The following is a 16,803-nucleotide window of genomic DNA, read 5'->3' as shown; positions in this document are numbered from 1 at the left end:
ACCCATTTATCAATGAGTCTGCCTGCGCCAGCACTTCTCCTGCATGCGGCACAGTTTAGGGAACAGCCTCGGGCAACGCCACTTCTTCAGGAGCCGAGTGTTTACATGGACACTTCCACCTGGCCCGGCGCGGTGACTTGCGCCTTGATGACCCGCTTGGAATTGAGGTTTTTGACCCGTATCTGCTCGCTCATACCCCCATTGGACAGTGCTTCGCCGGGCATTCGCACGCTGATCGCACCACTGCGGGCGGTGATCACGACCTGATCGCCCTTGCGGATGACTTCCGCCTGTTCAAGATGAACAAGGGTAATGACCTGATCGGCGACCATTGGTCGGGTCAATCGCTGGCCGATCGCCTGGTCGAGAGTCGTCAGGTAACCCTGGCTGATCAGGCTGATGTCTCGCTCGCGCAGAAGCACGTCGGCAGGCTCGACAATGTCGGCGCGGCGCAGGGGCCGGCTGGTCGTCACAACCTCGCGAAACAGCCGGACTTGAGCGGGCACGAACACCGTCCAGGGGGAGGTTCCCTCACAGCGAACCTTCACCGTTACCCGGCCCAATGGCTTGGCCGGGCTCTCAAGGCTGGCTGTCAATTCCTTGTCGCACATGGGCATGCGCAGGCGTGGATCGAGCTGGTTGACCTGTATTTCGTAGCGGCCTTCGGTTTGACTGGTAGCCAGATAGTCTTCTACGGTGAATTCAAGAAAGCCCTGGGTGACGCCGATAAGCATGTCAGGCAAGGTAACCGCGTCAGCAAGGGCAGGGCTGCCAGCGTTGAACAGGCAAACGGCCGACATTGCACAGAGCAATCTGCGGAAGGTGGATGTCACGCGTCGGAAAAATGTCGGTTCTGTGTTCATAAGAGTTAAAAAGCAAGCGCCGTGCCGTTTAGTGATGAATGTGCGTCGCAACACACTTAGCGTTGTGTAGGAGTCTGGCAATGGCTGGTGTAATGGATTCGGTAAACCAGCGCACGCAACTGGTAGGGCAGAATCGCCTGGAGCTGTTGTTGTTCCGTCTCGACGGCCAGCAGCTGTACGGGATCAACGTGTTCAAGGTTCGCGAGGTGCTGCAATGCCCCAAGCTGACCCTGATGCCCAAGTCCAACCCTGTCGTGTGCGGTGTGGCAAATATTCGGGGGGCGACCATTCCGATCCTTGATCTGGCAATGGCGACCGGTTCCGGAGCGCTGAAAGATCAGAGCAATCCCTTCGTGATCATCACGGAGTACAACACCAAGACCCAGGGTTTCCTGGTGCGCTCGGTGGAACGCATCGTCAACATGAACTGGGAAGAGATTCATCCGCCGCCCAAGGGCACGGGACGCGATCATTACCTGACGGCTGTGACTCGGGTCGACAATCAGTTAGTCGAAATCATCGACGTCGAGAAAGTCCTGGCAGAAGTGGCGCCGACACCGGAAGCGATTTCCGTGGGCGTGGTGGATGTCGAGACACAGCACAAGGCGTTGTCCCTGCGAGTGCTGACGGTCGATGACTCGTCGGTGGCGCGCAAACAGGTCACGCGTTGCCTGCAGACGGTCGGTGTTGAAGTGGTGGCGTTGAACGACGGGCGGCAAGCGCTGGAGTATCTGCGCAAGCTGGTCGACGAGGGCAAGAAGCCGGAAGAAGAGTTCCTGATGATGATCTCCGACATCGAGATGCCGGAGATGGACGGGTACACGCTGACGGCCGAGATCCGCAACGACCCTCGCATGCAAAAGCTTCATATCATCCTGCATACTTCGTTGTCGGGTGTGTTCAATCAGGCGATGGTCAAGAAAGTCGGTGCCGATGACTTTCTCGCCAAATTCCGTCCTGACGACCTGGCATCCCGGGTAGTTGCCCGGATCAAAGCAGCAGACATCAGCTAGCGGCCTTCTGTCGCTGGTGATTAACACGATTTAAGAGGCGGTATCTTTGTCTACGGGTAATTTGGATTTCGAACAGTTCCGGGTCTTCCTGGAAAAAGCCTGTGGCATTTTGCTCGGTGAAAACAAGCAGTACCTGGTCTCGAGCCGTCTCAACAAACTGATGGAGCAGCAAGGCATCAAGTCCCTGGGTGAGCTGGTCCAGCGCATCCAGACCCAGCCGCGCAGCGGTTTGCGCGAGATGGTGGTGGATGCGATGACGACCAACGAAACCCTGTGGTTTCGCGACACCTATCCGTTTGAAGTGTTGAAGAACAAGGTGCTGCCCGAAGCGATCAAGGCCGCTCCGGGCCAGCGTTTGCGGATCTGGTCGGCGGCGTGCTCGTCGGGGCAGGAACCGTACTCGCTGTCGATGTCCATCGATGAGTTCGAGCGGGTCAACCTGGGCCAGTTGAAGATGGGTGTGCAGATCGTTGCCACGGATCTGTCCGGCACGATGCTGACCAACTGCAAGACCGGCGAGTACGACAGCCTGGCGCTGGGCCGCGGTCTGTCGCCCGAGCGTCTTCAGCGTTATTTCGACCCGAAAGGGGCGGGACGCTGGGCGATCAAGGCGCCGATCAAAAGCCGGGTGGAGTTTCGCTCGTTCAACCTGCTGGACAGCTACGCGAGCCTCGGCAAGTTCGACATCGTGTTCTGCCGCAACGTGCTGATCTACTTCTCCGCCGAGGTGAAGAAGGACATCCTGTTGCGCATCCACAGCACGCTGAAGCCGGGCGGTTATCTGTTCCTGGGCGCTTCCGAAGCGCTGAACGGTTTGCCGGATCATTACCAGATGGTCCAGTGCAGCCCGGGGATTATTTACCAGGCGAAGTGATGCAACAGCGGCAGGCGCAAAAAAAGGGAGCCCTCAAAGGCTCCCTTTTTTGCGCCTGCCGCTTTTGCATCACGTAGGAGCTGCCGCAGGCTCGGGCCGCGTTCGGACGATCTCTTGATCTTGCTTTTAACAATCAAAATCAAAAGATCGCAGCCTTCGGCAGCTCCTACAGGGCGGGTGGTATTCGATTCCGAAAAGTGGGCGGCGCGCGACTGAGGAAAGCGGCAGAAAAGCGGCAGCCGGCGGTCAGCCGTTGCCGCTTTTCTGGCATTGCCGCCTCGCCGCTGTCCGCAAAGCCCCGGTTTCCGGGCTTTTTTGAATTGGCACGCCGCTTGCTATATCCCTGTTACGAAAAATCAGGTCACCCGAAGGTTTCCCGACATGAGCATCAGCTTCGATAAAGCGCTCGGTATCCACGAACAAGCCCTGGGCTTCCGCGCTCAGCGTGCCGAAGTCCTGGCCAACAACATCACCAACGCCGACACCCCGAACTACAAGGCTCGGGATCTGGACTTCTCGAAAGTGCTCGCCGAGCAGAGCGAGAAGACCAAACACGGCGCGTTCGCCTTGAACAAGACCAACAGCCGTCATATCGAAGCCGAAGGCCTGGGCAATGGCGACGAGTCGCTGATGTATCGCACGCCGATGCAGCCGTCGATTGACCAGAACACCGTGGACGCTCAAGTGGAACAGGCGAGTTACGCGGAAAACGCGATCAACTTCCAGGCCAGCTTCACCCTGCTCAACAGCAAATTCAAAGGGCTGGTATCAGCCCTTCGCGGAGAGTAAGTCATGTCGCTATCCAGCGTTTTCAACATTGCCGGCAGTGGCATGAGTGCCCAGACCACTCGCCTGAACACCGTGGCGTCGAACATCGCCAACGCCGAGACCGTCTCGTCGAGCATCGACCAGACCTACCGCGCGCGTCACCCGGTGTTCGCCACCATGTTCCAGGGCGGGCAGAGCGGCGGCAGTGATTCGCTGTTCCAGAATCAGGATGCCGCCGGTCAAGGCGTGCAGGTACTGGGCGTGGTCGAAGACCAGAGCAATCTGGACGCGCGCTACGAGCCGAACCATCCGGCGGCCGATGCCAAGGGTTATGTCTACTACCCGAACGTCAACGTGGTCGAAGAAATGGCCGACATGATTTCCGCGAGCCGTTCGTTCCAGACCAACGCCGAAATGATGAACACCGCCAAAACCATGATGCAGAAGGTCCTGACCCTCGGTCAGTGATAAGGGGCGACTCAGATGAGTGTTACCGATACCACCAGTGGCCTTAGCCTCAAAGACATCCTGGCCAATTCTTCGATCAAGACCAACTCCAGTGCCGATGGCCTGGCGGCCGCGACCAACAGCGCCGCCGGCAAGAAGGAGCTGGGCAAGGACGCGTTCCTGCAGTTGCTGGTGACGCAGCTGAAGAACCAGAACCCGCTGGAGCCGCAGGACAACGGCGAGTTTGTCGCCCAGTTGGCGCAGTTCAGCAGTCTGGAAGGCATTACCACGCTCAACAGCACCGTGGCCGGCATTGCCAGCAACTACAACTCGTCCCAGGCGTTGCAGGCGTCGTCCCTGGTGGGGCGTTCGGTCATCGCGCCGGGCGACAAGGCCGTGGTCGATACCGCCAAGAGCTTCAACGGTACCGTCGCGGTTCCGGCATCGGCGGACCCGGTCAAGGTCAAGATCACCGACGCCGATGGCAAGGTCATCCGCACCATCGACCTGGGCCTGCAGAAAGCCGGCAGCGCCAGTTTTATCTGGGACGGCAAGAACGATGCCGGCGAAGTGGCCAAGGCCGGCACTTACACCTTCGGCGCCACCGCAACTTACGACGGCAAGGCGACCTCGCTGGTGACGTACCTGCCGGCGACCGTCAGCAGCGTCACCATCAGCCAGACCGGCGGTGAGTTGATGCTTAACCTTGCAGGGCTGGGCAGCATTGCCCTGTCCAAAGTACAAACCATTGGTATGTAGAGCCGACTAACACGGCACAAAGGAGTGGAATATGTCTTTCAATATCGGCCTTAGCGGTCTCTATGCAGCCAACAAGCAATTGGACGTGACCGGCAACAACATCGCCAACGTCGCGACCACCGGTTTCAAATCGTCCCGTGCAGAATTCGAAGACGTGTACTCGGCCACCAAGCTGGGTTCCGGCAGCAAAACCACCGGTAACGGTGTGCGCCTGGCCAACGTTTCCCAGCAGTTCACCCAGGGCGACGTCAACAACACCGGCAACGTGCTGGACATGGGCATCAACGGTTCCGGCTTCTTCGTGCTGAACGACAACGGATCGCTGTCCTACACCCGTGCCGGTACGTTCAAGGTCGACAAGGAAGGTTACGTCACCAACAGTGATGGTTCTGCGCGCCTGCAAGGTTATGGCGTGGATGCCAATGGCAAGATCCTCAACGGCGTGTTGACTGACCTGCGCATTGACACCTCGAACCTGGCGCCGAAAACCACCACCACGGTGTCGTCGACGATCAACCTGAACTCCACTTCGCTGGAGATCGACCAGGTTGCCAACCCGTTCGACCCCAACAAAGAGGCATCCTTCACCAAGCAGTTCAGCACCAAGGTTTATGACACTCAGGGTAACGAGCACATCATGGATCAGTTCATGGTGAAGACGGGGCCGAACACCTGGAAAACCTACAGCCTGATCGATGGGCGCAATCCGGATGGCAGCGACCCTACGCTGGCGGCTTCCCCTCCGCTCGCGTCGACCATGAACTTCAACACCTCCGGCACATTGACTTCGGTCACCACACCGGTGGTTCCGGCGACCATTCCGCCATCGGTGATCACCAGCCCTGACCTGAAGGTTACCGGCTGGGTTCCCGGTACCGTGACCAATGGCGTGTGGAAAGCCAACGGCGCGGGTTCGGATCCGGGTGGCGTGACCATCTCGCTGGCCGACACCACGCAGTACAACGCCGACACCGCGCGTTCGATTCCTACGCAGAACGGCTACGCCACTGGCCAGATCACCAACCTGACCATCGACGCCAGCGGTGTGATGCTCGCCAACTTCAGCAACAACCAGACCAAGGCCATCGGTCAGATCTCGCTCGCCAGCTTCACCAACGAGCAAGGTCTGCAGCCTGTGGGCGGCACCAGCTGGAAAGAAACCTACTCGTCGGGTATCCCGGGCTACGATGCGCCGAACACCGGTAGTTTGGGCGAGATCCACTCCAACTCCCTGGAAGAGTCCAACGTCAACCTGACCAGCGAACTGGTGGAGTTGATCAAGGCGCAGAGCAACTACCAGGCGAATGCGAAGACCATCTCGACGCAGAGCACTATCATGCAGACCATCATTCAGATGACCTGATAGTGATTGGCTGAAAGCGCTACTTAAAGAGCCCCTCGCAAGAGGGGCTTTTTTGTGGGTGTCGCATACAGGTCAAAAGATCGCAGCCTCGTTTCACTCGACAGCTCCTACGTTGAATCGCGATCCCCTGGTAGAGCTCCTACCTTGAAATGCGATCTCTTGTAGGAGCTGTCGAGTGAAACGAGGCTGCGATCTTTTGATCTGAAAAAGGCACAAAAGAAAACCCCCGATCAGCCAGAGGCTCATCGGGGGTTGTCGGGTCAGCACCTTACGGTGCCTACCGGCTCAGCTTATTGGCAAGCTTCGCAATCCGGCTCGTCGATGGCGCAAGCCTTCGGCACTGGAGCAGGACCGGCAGGAGCCGCCAGGACCGAATCTTCACCGTGGTTGCCGCCGCTGGAAACAGCGTTCAGCTTGCCGGTGTTGATGGTCGACTTCTCGGTGCTGGTCGCGGCCAGCGCACGGAGGTAGTAAGTGGTTTTCAGACCACGGTACCAGGCCATGCGGTAGGTCACGTCCAGCTTCTTGCCCGAGGCGCCGGCGATGTACAGGTTCAGCGATTGAGCCTGGTCGATCCACTTCTGACGACGGCTGGCCGCGTCGACGATCCACTTGGTGTCCACTTCGAACGCGGTCGCGTAGAGCTCTTTGAGTTCTTGCGGGATGCGCTCGATCTGCTGCACCGAACCGTCGTAGTACTTCAGGTCGTTGATCATGACCGAGTCCCACAGACCGCGAGCTTTCAGGTCGCGAACCAGGTACGGGTTGATCACGGTGAATTCGCCCGACAGGTTCGATTTCACGTAGAGGTTCTGGTAGGTCGGTTCGATCGACTGCGACACGCCGGTGATGTTGGCGATGGTCGCGGTCGGTGCGATGGCCATGATGTTGGAGTTACGAATACCTTTCTGCACACGGGCACGAACCGGTGCCCAGTCCAGGGATTCGTTCAGGTCAACGTCGATGTACTTCTGGCCACGTTGCTCGATCAGGATCTGTTGCGAATCCAGCGGCAGGATGCCCTTGGACCACAGCGAACCCTGGAACGTCTCGTAGGCGCCGCGCTCGTCGGCCAGGTCGCAGGAAGCCTGGATCGCGTAGTAGCTGACCGCTTCCATCGACTTGTCGGCGAACTCGACGGCAGCGTCGGAACCGTAAGGAATGTGCTGCAGGTACAACGCGTCCTGGAAGCCCATGATGCCCAGGCCGACCGGACGGTGCTTGAAGTTGGAGTTCTTCGCTTGTGGCACCGAGTAGTAGTTGATGTCGATCACGTTATCGAGCATGCGAACCGCGGTGTTCACCGTGCGCTCGAGCTTGGCGGTGTCCAGCTTGCCGTTGACGATGTGGTTCGGCAGGTTGATCGAGCCCAGGTTGCAAACGGCGATCTCGTCCTTGTTGGTGTTCAAGGTGATCTCGGTGCACAGGTTCGAGCTGTGAACCACGCCGACGTGCTGCTGCGGGCTGCGCAGGTTGCACGGGTCTTTGAAGGTCAGCCATGGGTGGCCGGTTTCAAACAGCATGGAGAGCATTTTGCGCCACAGGTCTTTGGCCTGGATGGTCTTGAACAGCTTGATCTTGCCCGGGTACTGGGACAACGCTTCGTAATACTCGTAACGCTCTTCGAAGGCCTTGCCGGTCAGGTCGTGCAAGTCCGGTACTTCGGACGGCGAGAACAGGGTCCACGGACCATCATCGAAGACGCGCTTCATGAACAGGTCAGGGATCCAGTTGGCAGTGTTCATGTCGTGGGTACGACGACGATCATCACCGGTGTTCTTGCGCAGTTCGATGAACTCTTCGATGTCCATGTGCCAGGTTTCCAGGTAGGCACAGACCGCGCCTTTGCGCTTGCCACCCTGGTTAACGGCAACGGCGGTGTCGTTCACCACTTTGAGAAACGGCACGACGCCCTGGGATTTGCCGTTGGTGCCCTTGATGTAAGAACCCAGCGCACGAACCGGGGTCCAGTCGTTGCCCAGGCCACCGGCAAATTTCGACAACATGGCGTTGTCGTGGATCGCGTGGTAAATGCCCGACAGGTCATCCGGCACGGTGGTCAGGTAGCAGCTCGACAGTTGTGGACGCAGGGTGCCGGCGTTGAACAGGGTCGGGGTCGACGACATGTAGTCGAAGGACGACAACAGGTTATAGAACTCGATCGCACGGTCTTCTTTGTTCTTCTCTTCGATTGCCAGGCCCATGGCCACGCGCATGAAGAAAATCTGCGGCAGTTCGAAGCGGATCCCGTCCTTGTGGATGAAGTAACGGTCGTACAGGGTTTGCAGGCCCAGGTACGTGAACTGCTGATCGCGCTCGTGGTTGATCGCCTTGCCGAGTTTTTCCAGGTCGAAGGTAGCCAGGACCGGGTTCAGCAATTCGAATTCGATACCCTTGGCGATGTAAGCCGGCAGCGCCTTGGCGTACAGGTCGACCATCTCGTGGTGGGTCGCGCTTTCAGCGACTTCGAGGAAGTTCAGGCCTTCGGCACGCAGGGTGTCCATCAGCAGGCGGGCGGTCACGAACGAGTAGTTCGGCTCACGCTCGACCAAGGTACGGGCGGTCATCACCAGCGCGGTGTTGACGTCGGTCAGGGCCACGCCGTCGTACAGGTTTTTCAGGGTTTCGCGCTGGATCAGGTCGCCGTCGACCTCTGCCAGGCCTTCGCACGCTTCGGTGACGATGGTATTCAGGCGACCCATGTCCAGCGGCGCAAAGGTGCCGTCGGCGCGGGTGATGCGGATCGACGGGTGAGCGTTGACCGCTTCTTCCGCCGGGGCGTGGGCGGCGCGCTGTTTCGAACGACCGTCGCGGTAGATCACGTAGTCGCGGGCTACTTTTTGCTCGCCGGCACGCATCAGGGCCAGTTCAACCTGGTCCTGGATTTCTTCGATGTGGATGGTGCCGCCCGACGGCATGCGACGCTTGAAGGTCGCGGTGACCTGTTCGGTCAGGCGGGCAACGGTGTCATGGATTCGCGACGAAGCGGCAGCGGTGCCGCCTTCAACTGCGAGAAACGCTTTGGTGATCGCGACGGTGATTTTGTCGTCGGTGTAAGGAACGACAGTGCCGTTACGCTTGATCACGCGCAGCTGGCCAGGCGCGGTGGCGGACAGATCCGAAGTCGAATCGGCGGCCTGCGGCAAGGTGCCCTGCGGGTTCTCGCGAGTTGTGTCGGTTTGCATGGGGGGTTGTCTCCACATTCTCTATGTTTGTTTGGGCACCTTCACGGTGCCCACCGTTCTGTCCTGAAGCACTACAACCGACGGGCGTCGGGCATAACAACTTCGGGACAGTAGGAAAAAGGCTAATGATGCCGCGTCCTTGCCGAAGTCTTTGGTAACGAACCTGGGCTCGTCACCGGATTCCATTCCGGGTGGCAGTTAATGACTGCAACACCCGTACCGTTTTGGCCGTACCGGCCTGAAAAAACGGTGCCATCCGCGTGAGCGGTTTGGGCTTGTAAAATGACGCTGGGTTCAACCATAAACAGGCAATAAAGCGCTTGAGTTTCTGGTCTGAAATGTGGTTGGGCTTTTGAGCAAAAACCCTATATGTAGGGTTTTTTCGGCGCCGAGCTACAAGATAATGCGTTTTGGAGGGTGTTGCAACGTACTACCTGTGGATAAACCTGTGCGTAAATTGTGTGTGAAAGGTGGAATCGGCGTGTAGGCCGCGACCTTGCTGGAGTGGACCGTTTTTCACGGATTTTCAATGATTGAAAACAGCCGCGCGGATTTTTAAGGGCGCGAACCCTATCACAAAAAAGCGGCCTGTCCGAACGCATTTACCGGCTTGTGTTCTCGACGGGCGACGTTTATACAATCGGTCGGTACGTACGCATTCTTATCCTCCCCAATCATTACAAAAAGACGGGCGGATCCTTCCTTATAAGTGTTGTTGGCAAGCAGAGGTCACCGTGGAGCAAGAAGCCTGGCAGGTATTGATTGTCGAGGACGACCAGCGTCTGGCCGAACTGACCCGCGATTACCTGGAAGCCAATGGCCTGCGCGTGTCCATCGAGGGCGACGGAGCGCTGGCGGCGGCGCGCATCATCAAGGAGCAACCGGACCTGGTGATCCTCGACCTGATGCTGCCCGGCGAAGACGGCCTGAGCATTTGCCGCAAGGTCCGCGACAAGTACGACGGCCCGATTTTGATGCTCACTGCGCGCACCGACGACACCGACCAGATTCTCGGCCTCGACCTCGGCGCCGACGATTATGTGTGCAAACCGGTGCGCCCGCGTTTGCTGCTGGCACGCGTGCAGGCCTTGCTGCGACGCAGTGAAGCGCCAGAAGCCGTCCCGGAAAAACTACGTCGCCTGCAGTTCGGCCCGTTGGTGGTGGACAACGCCTTGCGTGAAGCCTGGCTGAATGACAACGGCATCGAATTGACCAGTGCCGAGTTCGACCTGCTGTGGCTATTGGTGGCCAATGCCGGGCGCATCCTGTCTCGAGAAGAGATTTTCACCGCCCTGCGCGGCATCGGTTATGACGGCCAGGACCGCTCCATCGACGTGCGCATCTCGCGCATCCGGCCGAAAATCGGCGACGACCCGGACCATCCGCGACTGATCAAGACTGTGCGCAGCAAAGGTTATCTGTTTGTGCCGGAAGCCTGTGTAGACCCGTCGCTGTGAATTCGATCTTCCTGCGTATTTATGGCGGCATGTGCGCCGCGCTGATTCTGGTGGCGGTGCTCGGCGTGCTGGCCTTGCACATGCTCAACCAGGTGCGCGGCGAGCAGTACCGCGAGCGACTGGCCCACGGCACGTTTTCGTTGATGGCCGACAACCTGCAACCGATGAACGAAACCCAGCGTCACCGCGCCTTGTTGGGCTGGGAACGCTTGCTCGGCATCCCGTTGGCGCTGAAAACCTTTGCCCAGACCGACCTCGACCTGACCCAGCGCACCCGCGTGCTGCGCGGCCAGGCGCTGGTGGAGCAAACCGGCCCCCACGCGGCGAAGGTGTATCGGTTGGTCAGCGCCAAGGAACAGTTGATGTTGACCGGCGAAGTGCAGCAGATCAGCGAGCAGCTGGCGCGGGCGACTATCTACCTGCTCGCCGACGAACTGGTGCGCGTTCCGGTGGCCGACCAGCCCAAGCGTCTGGCGCAGCTAAAGGAAGAAAAGGGTTTTGGTTTTGACCTGCGGCTGGTGACGGTTGACGAAGCGGACATGGACGAAGACCAGAGCCGTCGGGTGACCGAGGGCGACACGGTGATGGCGCTGGGCAAGGGCGGCGATTCGATCCGGGTATTTGCCGGCATGCCCGGCACACCGTGGGTGCTGGAAATCGGCCCGCTGTATCAGATGAATCCGTACCCGCCGGAGTGGCTGGTGCTGATCGCGGCGCTCGGGTTGAGCCTGATCGGCTTGATCGTCTACTTACTGGTGCGGCAACTGGAGCGCCGTCTGCGCGGTCTCGAAGCGGCCGCCACACGCATCGCCAAAGGCAGCCTGGAAACCCGCGTGCCGACGCGCGGTGCCGATTCGGTGGGGCGCCTGGCGTCTGCGTTCAACGGCATGGCCGAGCATTTACAGCAATTGTTGGCGATTCAACGCGAGCTGGTGCGCGCGGTCTCCCACGAGTTGCGCACGCCGGTGGCGCGCCTGCGTTTTGGCCTGGAGATGATCGGCTCGGCCAGCACGCCGCAAGCCTTGCAGAAATATTGCGAAGGCATGGATCACGACATTGAGGACCTGGATCGGCTGGTCGACGAGATGCTTACCTACGCACGGCTGGAACAGGGCTCGCCGGCGCTGAATTTCCAGCGTATCGATCTGGACGCGCTGGTCAATCAAGTGATCGAGGAGTTGGCGCCGCTGCGCGCCGACGTCTCGGTGCAGCGCGGTTTGTGCCTGTCCGCCGCCGATTGCGATGATGCCTGGGTCGAGGCCGAACCACGCTATTTGCACCGGGCGATTCAGAACCTGGTCACCAACGCCATGCGCCATGCCTCGTCACGGGTGACCGTGAGTTATCAAGTGGGGCAGCAGCGGTGTCGGGTGGATATCGAAGATGATGGACCGGGAGTTCCCGAGTCAGCCTGGGAGAAAATATTCACCCCGTTCCTGCGACTCGATGACAGCCGCACGCGGGCGTCGGGCGGGCATGGATTGGGACTTTCGATAGTGCGACGGATCGTTCATTGGCATGGCGGGCGCGCGCTGATCAGCAGGAGCAAAAGCCTCGGAGGCGCGTGTTTCAGTTTGAGCTGGCCGCGCAATCAGGAGAAGCGCTGAGGTTGATGTCGGCTGGGCGGGCCTCATCGCGAGCAAGCTCGCTCCCACAATGGATTTCTGCCACACCAACGATCCCTGTGGGAGCGAGCCTGCTCGCGAAGAGGCCCTATCAACCACCAAAAACCTTCAGGCCTGGATACTGACCAAACTCAACAACTGCCCATCCTTCACCCCAAACTGCGCCTCCAGCTCAGTGCCATTGCGCCACTCACCGGACAGGTCAGTCAGCAACCGCAGGCGCACTTCCCCAGCTTCGCTCCACTCCAGCACTTCGGCGTGTTCGAAGTAGAAGCGCTGCCGGACAATCGGGTACAGCGCCTTGAACAGGCTTTCCTTCACCGAAAACGTCAGCGTCACCAGCATCGCCAGTTGATCGCGACTGCCCGCTGCCATGCGCTGCAACTCGGGCGGGGTGAGGATTTCCCCGGCCAGGCGCTCTGCGCGTTCGGGGTTGAGCAGGTTTTCCAGATCCATGCCGAGGCCGCGCCAATGGCTTTTCTGCGCAACGATTGCCGCTGCCCGGCCGGTGCTGTGGGTGATCGAGCCGCAGATGTGCGCAGGCCAGACCGGCGCCCGGTCGTCGCCAATCGCCGGGACGACACTTGACCCTTCCAGCTGTTGCAGCGCTGCCCGCGCACAAATCCGCCCGGCGAGAAACTCTGCCTGGCGCTTGGCGACCGAGCGCTGGATAGTCGCCGGCGGTTCGATGGCGCTGCGCTGAAAGTCATCGCTGGTCAATTGTGAGGGATCGAAGTGCGTGCTCAACAGCACGGTATCCGGCAACGCAAATGGCAGCGGCCAATGAGCATCGAGTGGGGTGCAGCAAGCGGGCAGGGCGGGGACGGGATTCATGCCGGGCATTTTGCCGGGTTGCCTTGAAGCTGGGTAGTGTCTGGGCGCTTTTGTGGCGAGGGGATTTATCCCCGCTGGGTCGCGGAGCGGCCCCAAAACCTGCGGCCGCGCTTCAACAGGAGAACGCGGTCGCCCGGTTTGCGACTGCTTCGCAGCCGAACGGGGATAAATCCCCTCGCCACAAAACCCCCTCACCACAGGGCCTATCTGCTCAGCTGAATATCTTCTTCAAAAACGCCTGCATATCCGCCCAGGACTTCTCATCCGCCGCTTTGTTGTAACCAATATCCGGCCCGCCATGATCACCATGCCCCAGCCGGTCCGCATCCGGATTACTGAACCCATGCTTGGCCCCTTCAAGGCTGACGAACTGATAGTGGGCTCCGGCCTTGTCCATTTCAGCCTTGAACGCTGTGACGTTATCCGCCGTGACCATGCTGTCCAGCGCGCCATGCTCGACCAGGATTTTCGCCTTCACACCGCCCGGCGTCGCCGGTGTTTTGGTTGCCAGCGCGCCGTGGAAACTCACCACGCCCAGCAGCGGCAAACCCTGACGCGCCGCATTCAACACCACCGCACCGCCGAAGCAATAACCAATGGCTGCGATTTTATCCGGATCGGTTTGCGCCTGTTTTTTCAACAGATCCAACCCTGCCTGAAACCGCGCACTGGCGGCGGCGCTGTCTTTGGTCGCGGCTTGCATGAAGGCCATGGCGTCCTTGGGGTGCTCGGTGTTTTTGCCGTCGCCGTACATGTCGATGGCCAGCGCGCTGTAACCCAGACCGGCGAGATCACGGGCGCGGCGCTTGGCGTAGTCGTTGAGGCCCCACCATTCGTGCACCACGACGACTCCCGGGCGTGGGCCCTGAATGGCGTCGTCGTAGGCGTAATACCCGATCAGCTTCGTGCCGTCGGCGCTCTGGTAAGGAATTTCCTGAGTTTTGATCGCCGCTTGGCTGAGCCCGCTCAAGGCCAGCAAGCAAAGGGCGAGGAACACACGCATGGTCGGATCTCCTGAAAAGAAAGTCGTCCAGACAGCCTAGTCGATTTGATTCAGCTCAGGTTCAGTCCGCGTTCAGGGGGAGTTCAGGGGCCGGTGCGTAATGTAGCGCCGTACCCAAAGCACCTGCGCATGAGGATTTCCCTATGACTGGCTTTAAAAACCTGCTGCTGGCTTTCACCGTGTTAAGCGCGAGCACAGCGGCGTTCGCTGCCGACGACACTTTCGCCAACCAGGTGCTGCGCAAGAGCGCCGAGAAGGAAAAAAAGTCCCTCAGCCTGAACAGTTCCCGCGCCATCGGCGTGGTCAAAGCGGACAGCGCCTGGGGTGCGCAGTTGGGTCAACAGCACCCCCCGGCTGATTACTGCGCCACTTACGCCAGCGTGTCGGTCTCGCACAATGGCATTAAACTCCGTCCAGAGGATGTTTCAGGCCGCTATGATCTGTCTTGAAAATACCTTGTTGTACCGCTGCAGATGTCGTTTGCCCGGGAGCGCGTTATGAAACTGTTGGTCGTCGAAGACGAAGCGCTGTTGCGCCATCACCTGCAAACTCGCCTGACGGACAGCGGCCACGTGGTCGAGTCCGTGGCCAACGCCGAGGAGGCGCTGTACCAGGCCGGGCAGTTCAACCATGACCTGGCGGTGATCGACCTCGGATTGCCGGGCATGGGCGGGCTCGATTTGATCCGCCAGTTGCGCGCCCGGGGCAAGACTTTCCCGATCCTGATCCTCACCGCGCGCGGCAATTGGCAGGACAAGGTCGAAGGCCTGGCTGCCGGTGCCGACGACTACGTGGTCAAGCCGTTCCAGTTCGAAGAGCTGGAGGCGCGATTGAACGCACTGCTGCGCCGCTCCAGCGGTTTCACCCAGTCAACCATCGTCGCCGGGCCGTTGCTGCTGGACCTCAATCGCAAGCAGGCGTCCCTCGATGATCAGCCGTTGGCGCTGACCGCTTATGAATACCGAATCCTTGAATACCTGATGCGTCATCACCAGCAAGTGGTGGCCAAGGACCGGTTGATGGAGCAGCTCTATCCGGATGACGACGAGCGCGATCCGAACGTGATCGAAGTGCTGGTCGGCCGTCTGCGCCGCAAACTCGAAGGCCCGGCCGGGTTCAAGCCGATCGACACCGTGCGCGGCCTCGGCTATCTGTTCAACGAGCGCTGCACTTGATTCGTTCTCTTCGCGTCCGGTTGATGCTCGCCGCCACCCTCCTGGCGGTGTTGTTCATGCTGGCGCTGCTGCCGGCGATGCAAGGCGCGTTCAGCCTCGCGTTGCAGGACTCGATTGAACAGCGCCTGGCGTCGGACGTCACCACGCTGATCTCCGCCGCCCGGGTCGAGGGCAATCGCCTGCAGATGCCGGCGCAGTTGCCCGATGAGCGCTTCAACCTCACCGACAGCCGTTTGCTCGGCTACATCTATGACCGCGAAGGTCGTCTGGTCTGGCGCTCCAAAGGCACGCAGGCAGAGCACCTCAGTTACAAACCGCGTTATGACGGGCGCGGTAACGAGTTCGCCAGGATCAGCGAAGCCAACGGCCAGGAGTTCTTCGTCTATGACGTCGAAGTCAAACTGCTGGGCGGCAAAAGCGCGGCGTTCAGCATCGTCGCGCTGCAACCGGTGCGCGAATACGAAGTCACCCTTGAAGGCCTGCGGGAAAATCTTTATCTGGGCTTCGGCGCCGCGTTGCTGGTGCTACTCGCGTTGCTGTGGATCGGCTTGACCTGGGGGTTACGGGCCTTGCGCCGGCTCAGTCAGGAACTCGACGAAATCGAAAGCGGCACCCGCGAAAGCCTCAGCGAACAACACCCGCGCGAACTGTTGCGCCTGACCGGCTCCCTCAACCGCTTGCTGCACAGCGAGCGTGAACAGCGCAGCCGCTATCGCGATTCCCTCGACGATCTGGCCCACAGCCTGAAGACCCCGTTGGCCGTGTTGCAAGGCGTCAGCGAGGACATGGCGCAGCGCCCCGAAGATCGTGATCAGGCCTGGGTGCTGCAAACCCAGATCGAGCGCATGAGCCAGCAGATCAGCTATCAGTTGCAGCGCGCCAGCCTGCGCAAAAGTGGTCTGGTGCGCCATCAGGTGCGCTTGCGGCCAGTGCTGCAAAGCCTTTGCGACACGCTGGACAAGGTCTATCGCGACAAGCGCGTGCAGGTGGTTTTCGATTTGCCGGAGCAGTGTTGCGTGCCGATCGAGCAGGGGGCCTTGTTGGAGATGATGGGCAACCTGCTGGAAAACGCGTATCGCCTGTGCCTGGGCGAAGTGCGCATCAGCGTGCGTGAAACCCTCGTCGGCATCCAATTGTGCGTCGAAGATGACGGCCCCGGTGTGCCGCCGGATCAGCGCGCGCGGATTCTGCAGCGTGGCGAACGGCTGGACCGTCAGCATCCGGGGCAGGGGATCGGGTTGGCGGTGGTCAAGGACATCATCGAGAGTTACAGCGCGAAGCTGACCCTGGGGGATTCGCCGATGGGGGGCGCAGCGTTCCGGATTCATTTTCCGGTGGTTTGAAATGGGTGGGATGGCTCAAAAGATCGCAGCCTTCGGCAACTCCTACAAGGGGTTGGCGTGCACCCGTAGGAGCTGCCGAAGGCTGCGATCTTTT

15 protein-coding genes are annotated in these 16,803 nt (G+C 59.9%); 11 read left to right on the top strand and 4 right to left on the bottom strand.

Features of this window, described 5'->3' with window-relative positions; genetic code table 11:
• Window positions 1-101: 101 nt before the first annotated feature.
• On the bottom strand, window positions 102-863 hold the full coding sequence (gene flgA / locus F8N62_RS03140) for a flagellar basal body P-ring formation chaperone FlgA (protein WP_150709904.1): 762 nt from the start codon (window positions 861-863) through the stop codon (window positions 102-104).
• 80 nt (window positions 864-943) lie between these two features.
• On the opposite strand from flgA, the gene F8N62_RS03135 reads away from it, so the two are divergent.
• The 6 genes from F8N62_RS03135 (at window position 944) to flgE (ending at window position 6,087) form a co-directional block, all read left to right on the top strand.
• Entirely contained in the window at window positions 944-1,876 is a 933-nt protein-coding gene (locus tag F8N62_RS03135) for a chemotaxis protein CheV (RefSeq protein ID WP_150709596.1), read from the top strand.
• A 46-nt stretch (window positions 1,877-1,922) separates the two neighbouring features.
• The gene (cheR, locus tag F8N62_RS03130) at window positions 1,923-2,750 is read left to right on the top strand and encodes a protein-glutamate O-methyltransferase CheR (protein WP_150709595.1); all 828 of its coding nucleotides are present in this window, start codon (window positions 1,923-1,925) and stop codon (window positions 2,748-2,750) included.
• Window positions 2,751-3,131: 381 nt separating this feature from the next.
• Window positions 3,132-3,539, top strand: coding sequence for a flagellar basal body rod protein FlgB (gene flgB, locus F8N62_RS03125; protein WP_150709594.1), 408 nt, complete (start codon window positions 3,132-3,134; stop codon window positions 3,537-3,539).
• A gap of 3 nt (window positions 3,540-3,542) precedes the next feature.
• Entirely contained in the window at window positions 3,543-3,986 is a 444-nt protein-coding gene (flgC, locus tag F8N62_RS03120) for a flagellar basal body rod protein FlgC (protein WP_010457154.1), read from the top strand.
• A 15-nt stretch (window positions 3,987-4,001) separates the two neighbouring features.
• Window positions 4,002-4,724, top strand: coding sequence for a flagellar hook assembly protein FlgD (flgD, locus tag F8N62_RS03115; RefSeq protein ID WP_150709593.1), 723 nt, complete (start codon window positions 4,002-4,004; stop codon window positions 4,722-4,724).
• A 31-nt stretch (window positions 4,725-4,755) separates the two neighbouring features.
• Window positions 4,756-6,087: a flagellar hook protein FlgE gene (flgE, locus tag F8N62_RS03110; RefSeq protein WP_150709592.1), complete on the top strand. Its 1,332-nt coding sequence runs from the start codon at window positions 4,756-4,758 to the stop codon at window positions 6,085-6,087.
• Between the two features lie 290 nt (window positions 6,088-6,377).
• Here the strand turns inward: flgE and F8N62_RS03105 are convergent, their stop codons facing one another.
• Window positions 6,378-9,272, bottom strand: coding sequence for a ribonucleoside-diphosphate reductase subunit alpha (locus F8N62_RS03105; protein WP_150709591.1), 2,895 nt, complete (start codon window positions 9,270-9,272; stop codon window positions 6,378-6,380).
• A 734-nt stretch (window positions 9,273-10,006) separates the two neighbouring features.
• On the opposite strand from F8N62_RS03105, the gene F8N62_RS03100 reads away from it, so the two are divergent.
• The gene (locus F8N62_RS03100; RefSeq protein WP_150709590.1) at window positions 10,007-10,729 is read left to right on the top strand and encodes a response regulator; all 723 of its coding nucleotides are present in this window, start codon (window positions 10,007-10,009) and stop codon (window positions 10,727-10,729) included.
• A complete protein-coding gene (locus F8N62_RS03095; protein WP_150709589.1) occupies window positions 10,726-12,336 on the top strand; it encodes an ATP-binding protein in 1,611 nt (536 codons plus the stop codon). The genes F8N62_RS03100 and F8N62_RS03095 overlap by 4 nt, the downstream gene beginning before the upstream one ends.
• 126 nt (window positions 12,337-12,462) lie before the next feature.
• Here F8N62_RS03095 and F8N62_RS03090 read toward each other — a convergent pair whose 3' ends face one another.
• Window positions 12,463-13,188 (bottom strand): 4'-phosphopantetheinyl transferase family protein, encoded by a 726-nt coding sequence (locus F8N62_RS03090; protein WP_224791332.1) that lies wholly within the window; start codon window positions 13,186-13,188, stop codon window positions 12,463-12,465.
• A gap of 211 nt (window positions 13,189-13,399) precedes the next feature.
• Window positions 13,400-14,191, bottom strand: coding sequence for a dienelactone hydrolase family protein (locus F8N62_RS03080; RefSeq protein WP_150709587.1), 792 nt, complete (start codon window positions 14,189-14,191; stop codon window positions 13,400-13,402).
• Window positions 14,192-14,334: 143 nt separating this feature from the next.
• Here F8N62_RS03080 and F8N62_RS03075 point away from each other — a divergent pair, with 143 nt between their 5' ends.
• The 3 genes from F8N62_RS03075 to F8N62_RS03065 are packed head-to-tail and all read left to right on the top strand — an operon-like array spanning window position 14,335 to window position 16,709.
• Entirely contained in the window at window positions 14,335-14,640 is a 306-nt protein-coding gene (locus F8N62_RS03075) for a hypothetical protein (RefSeq protein ID WP_150709586.1), read from the top strand.
• 48 nt (window positions 14,641-14,688) lie between these two features.
• Window positions 14,689-15,366 carry a response regulator gene (locus tag F8N62_RS03070; protein WP_150709585.1) on the top strand — a complete coding sequence of 226 codons (678 nt, stop codon included), beginning with the start codon at window positions 14,689-14,691 and terminating at the stop codon, window positions 15,364-15,366.
• Window positions 15,363-16,709, top strand: a complete 1,347-nt coding sequence (locus F8N62_RS03065; RefSeq protein WP_150709584.1) for an ATP-binding protein — start codon at window positions 15,363-15,365, stop codon at window positions 16,707-16,709. Before F8N62_RS03070 ends, F8N62_RS03065 begins: the two co-directional genes overlap by 4 nt.
• Window positions 16,710-16,803 lie beyond the last annotated feature (94 nt).

The organism is Pseudomonas fluorescens, assembly GCF_902497785.1.
Lineage (GTDB): Bacteria > Pseudomonadota > Gammaproteobacteria > Pseudomonadales > Pseudomonadaceae > Aquipseudomonas > Aquipseudomonas fluorescens_BO.
Note: the sequence above shows the minus strand (reverse complement) of the source record. Positions and strands in the feature narration are given on the sequence as shown.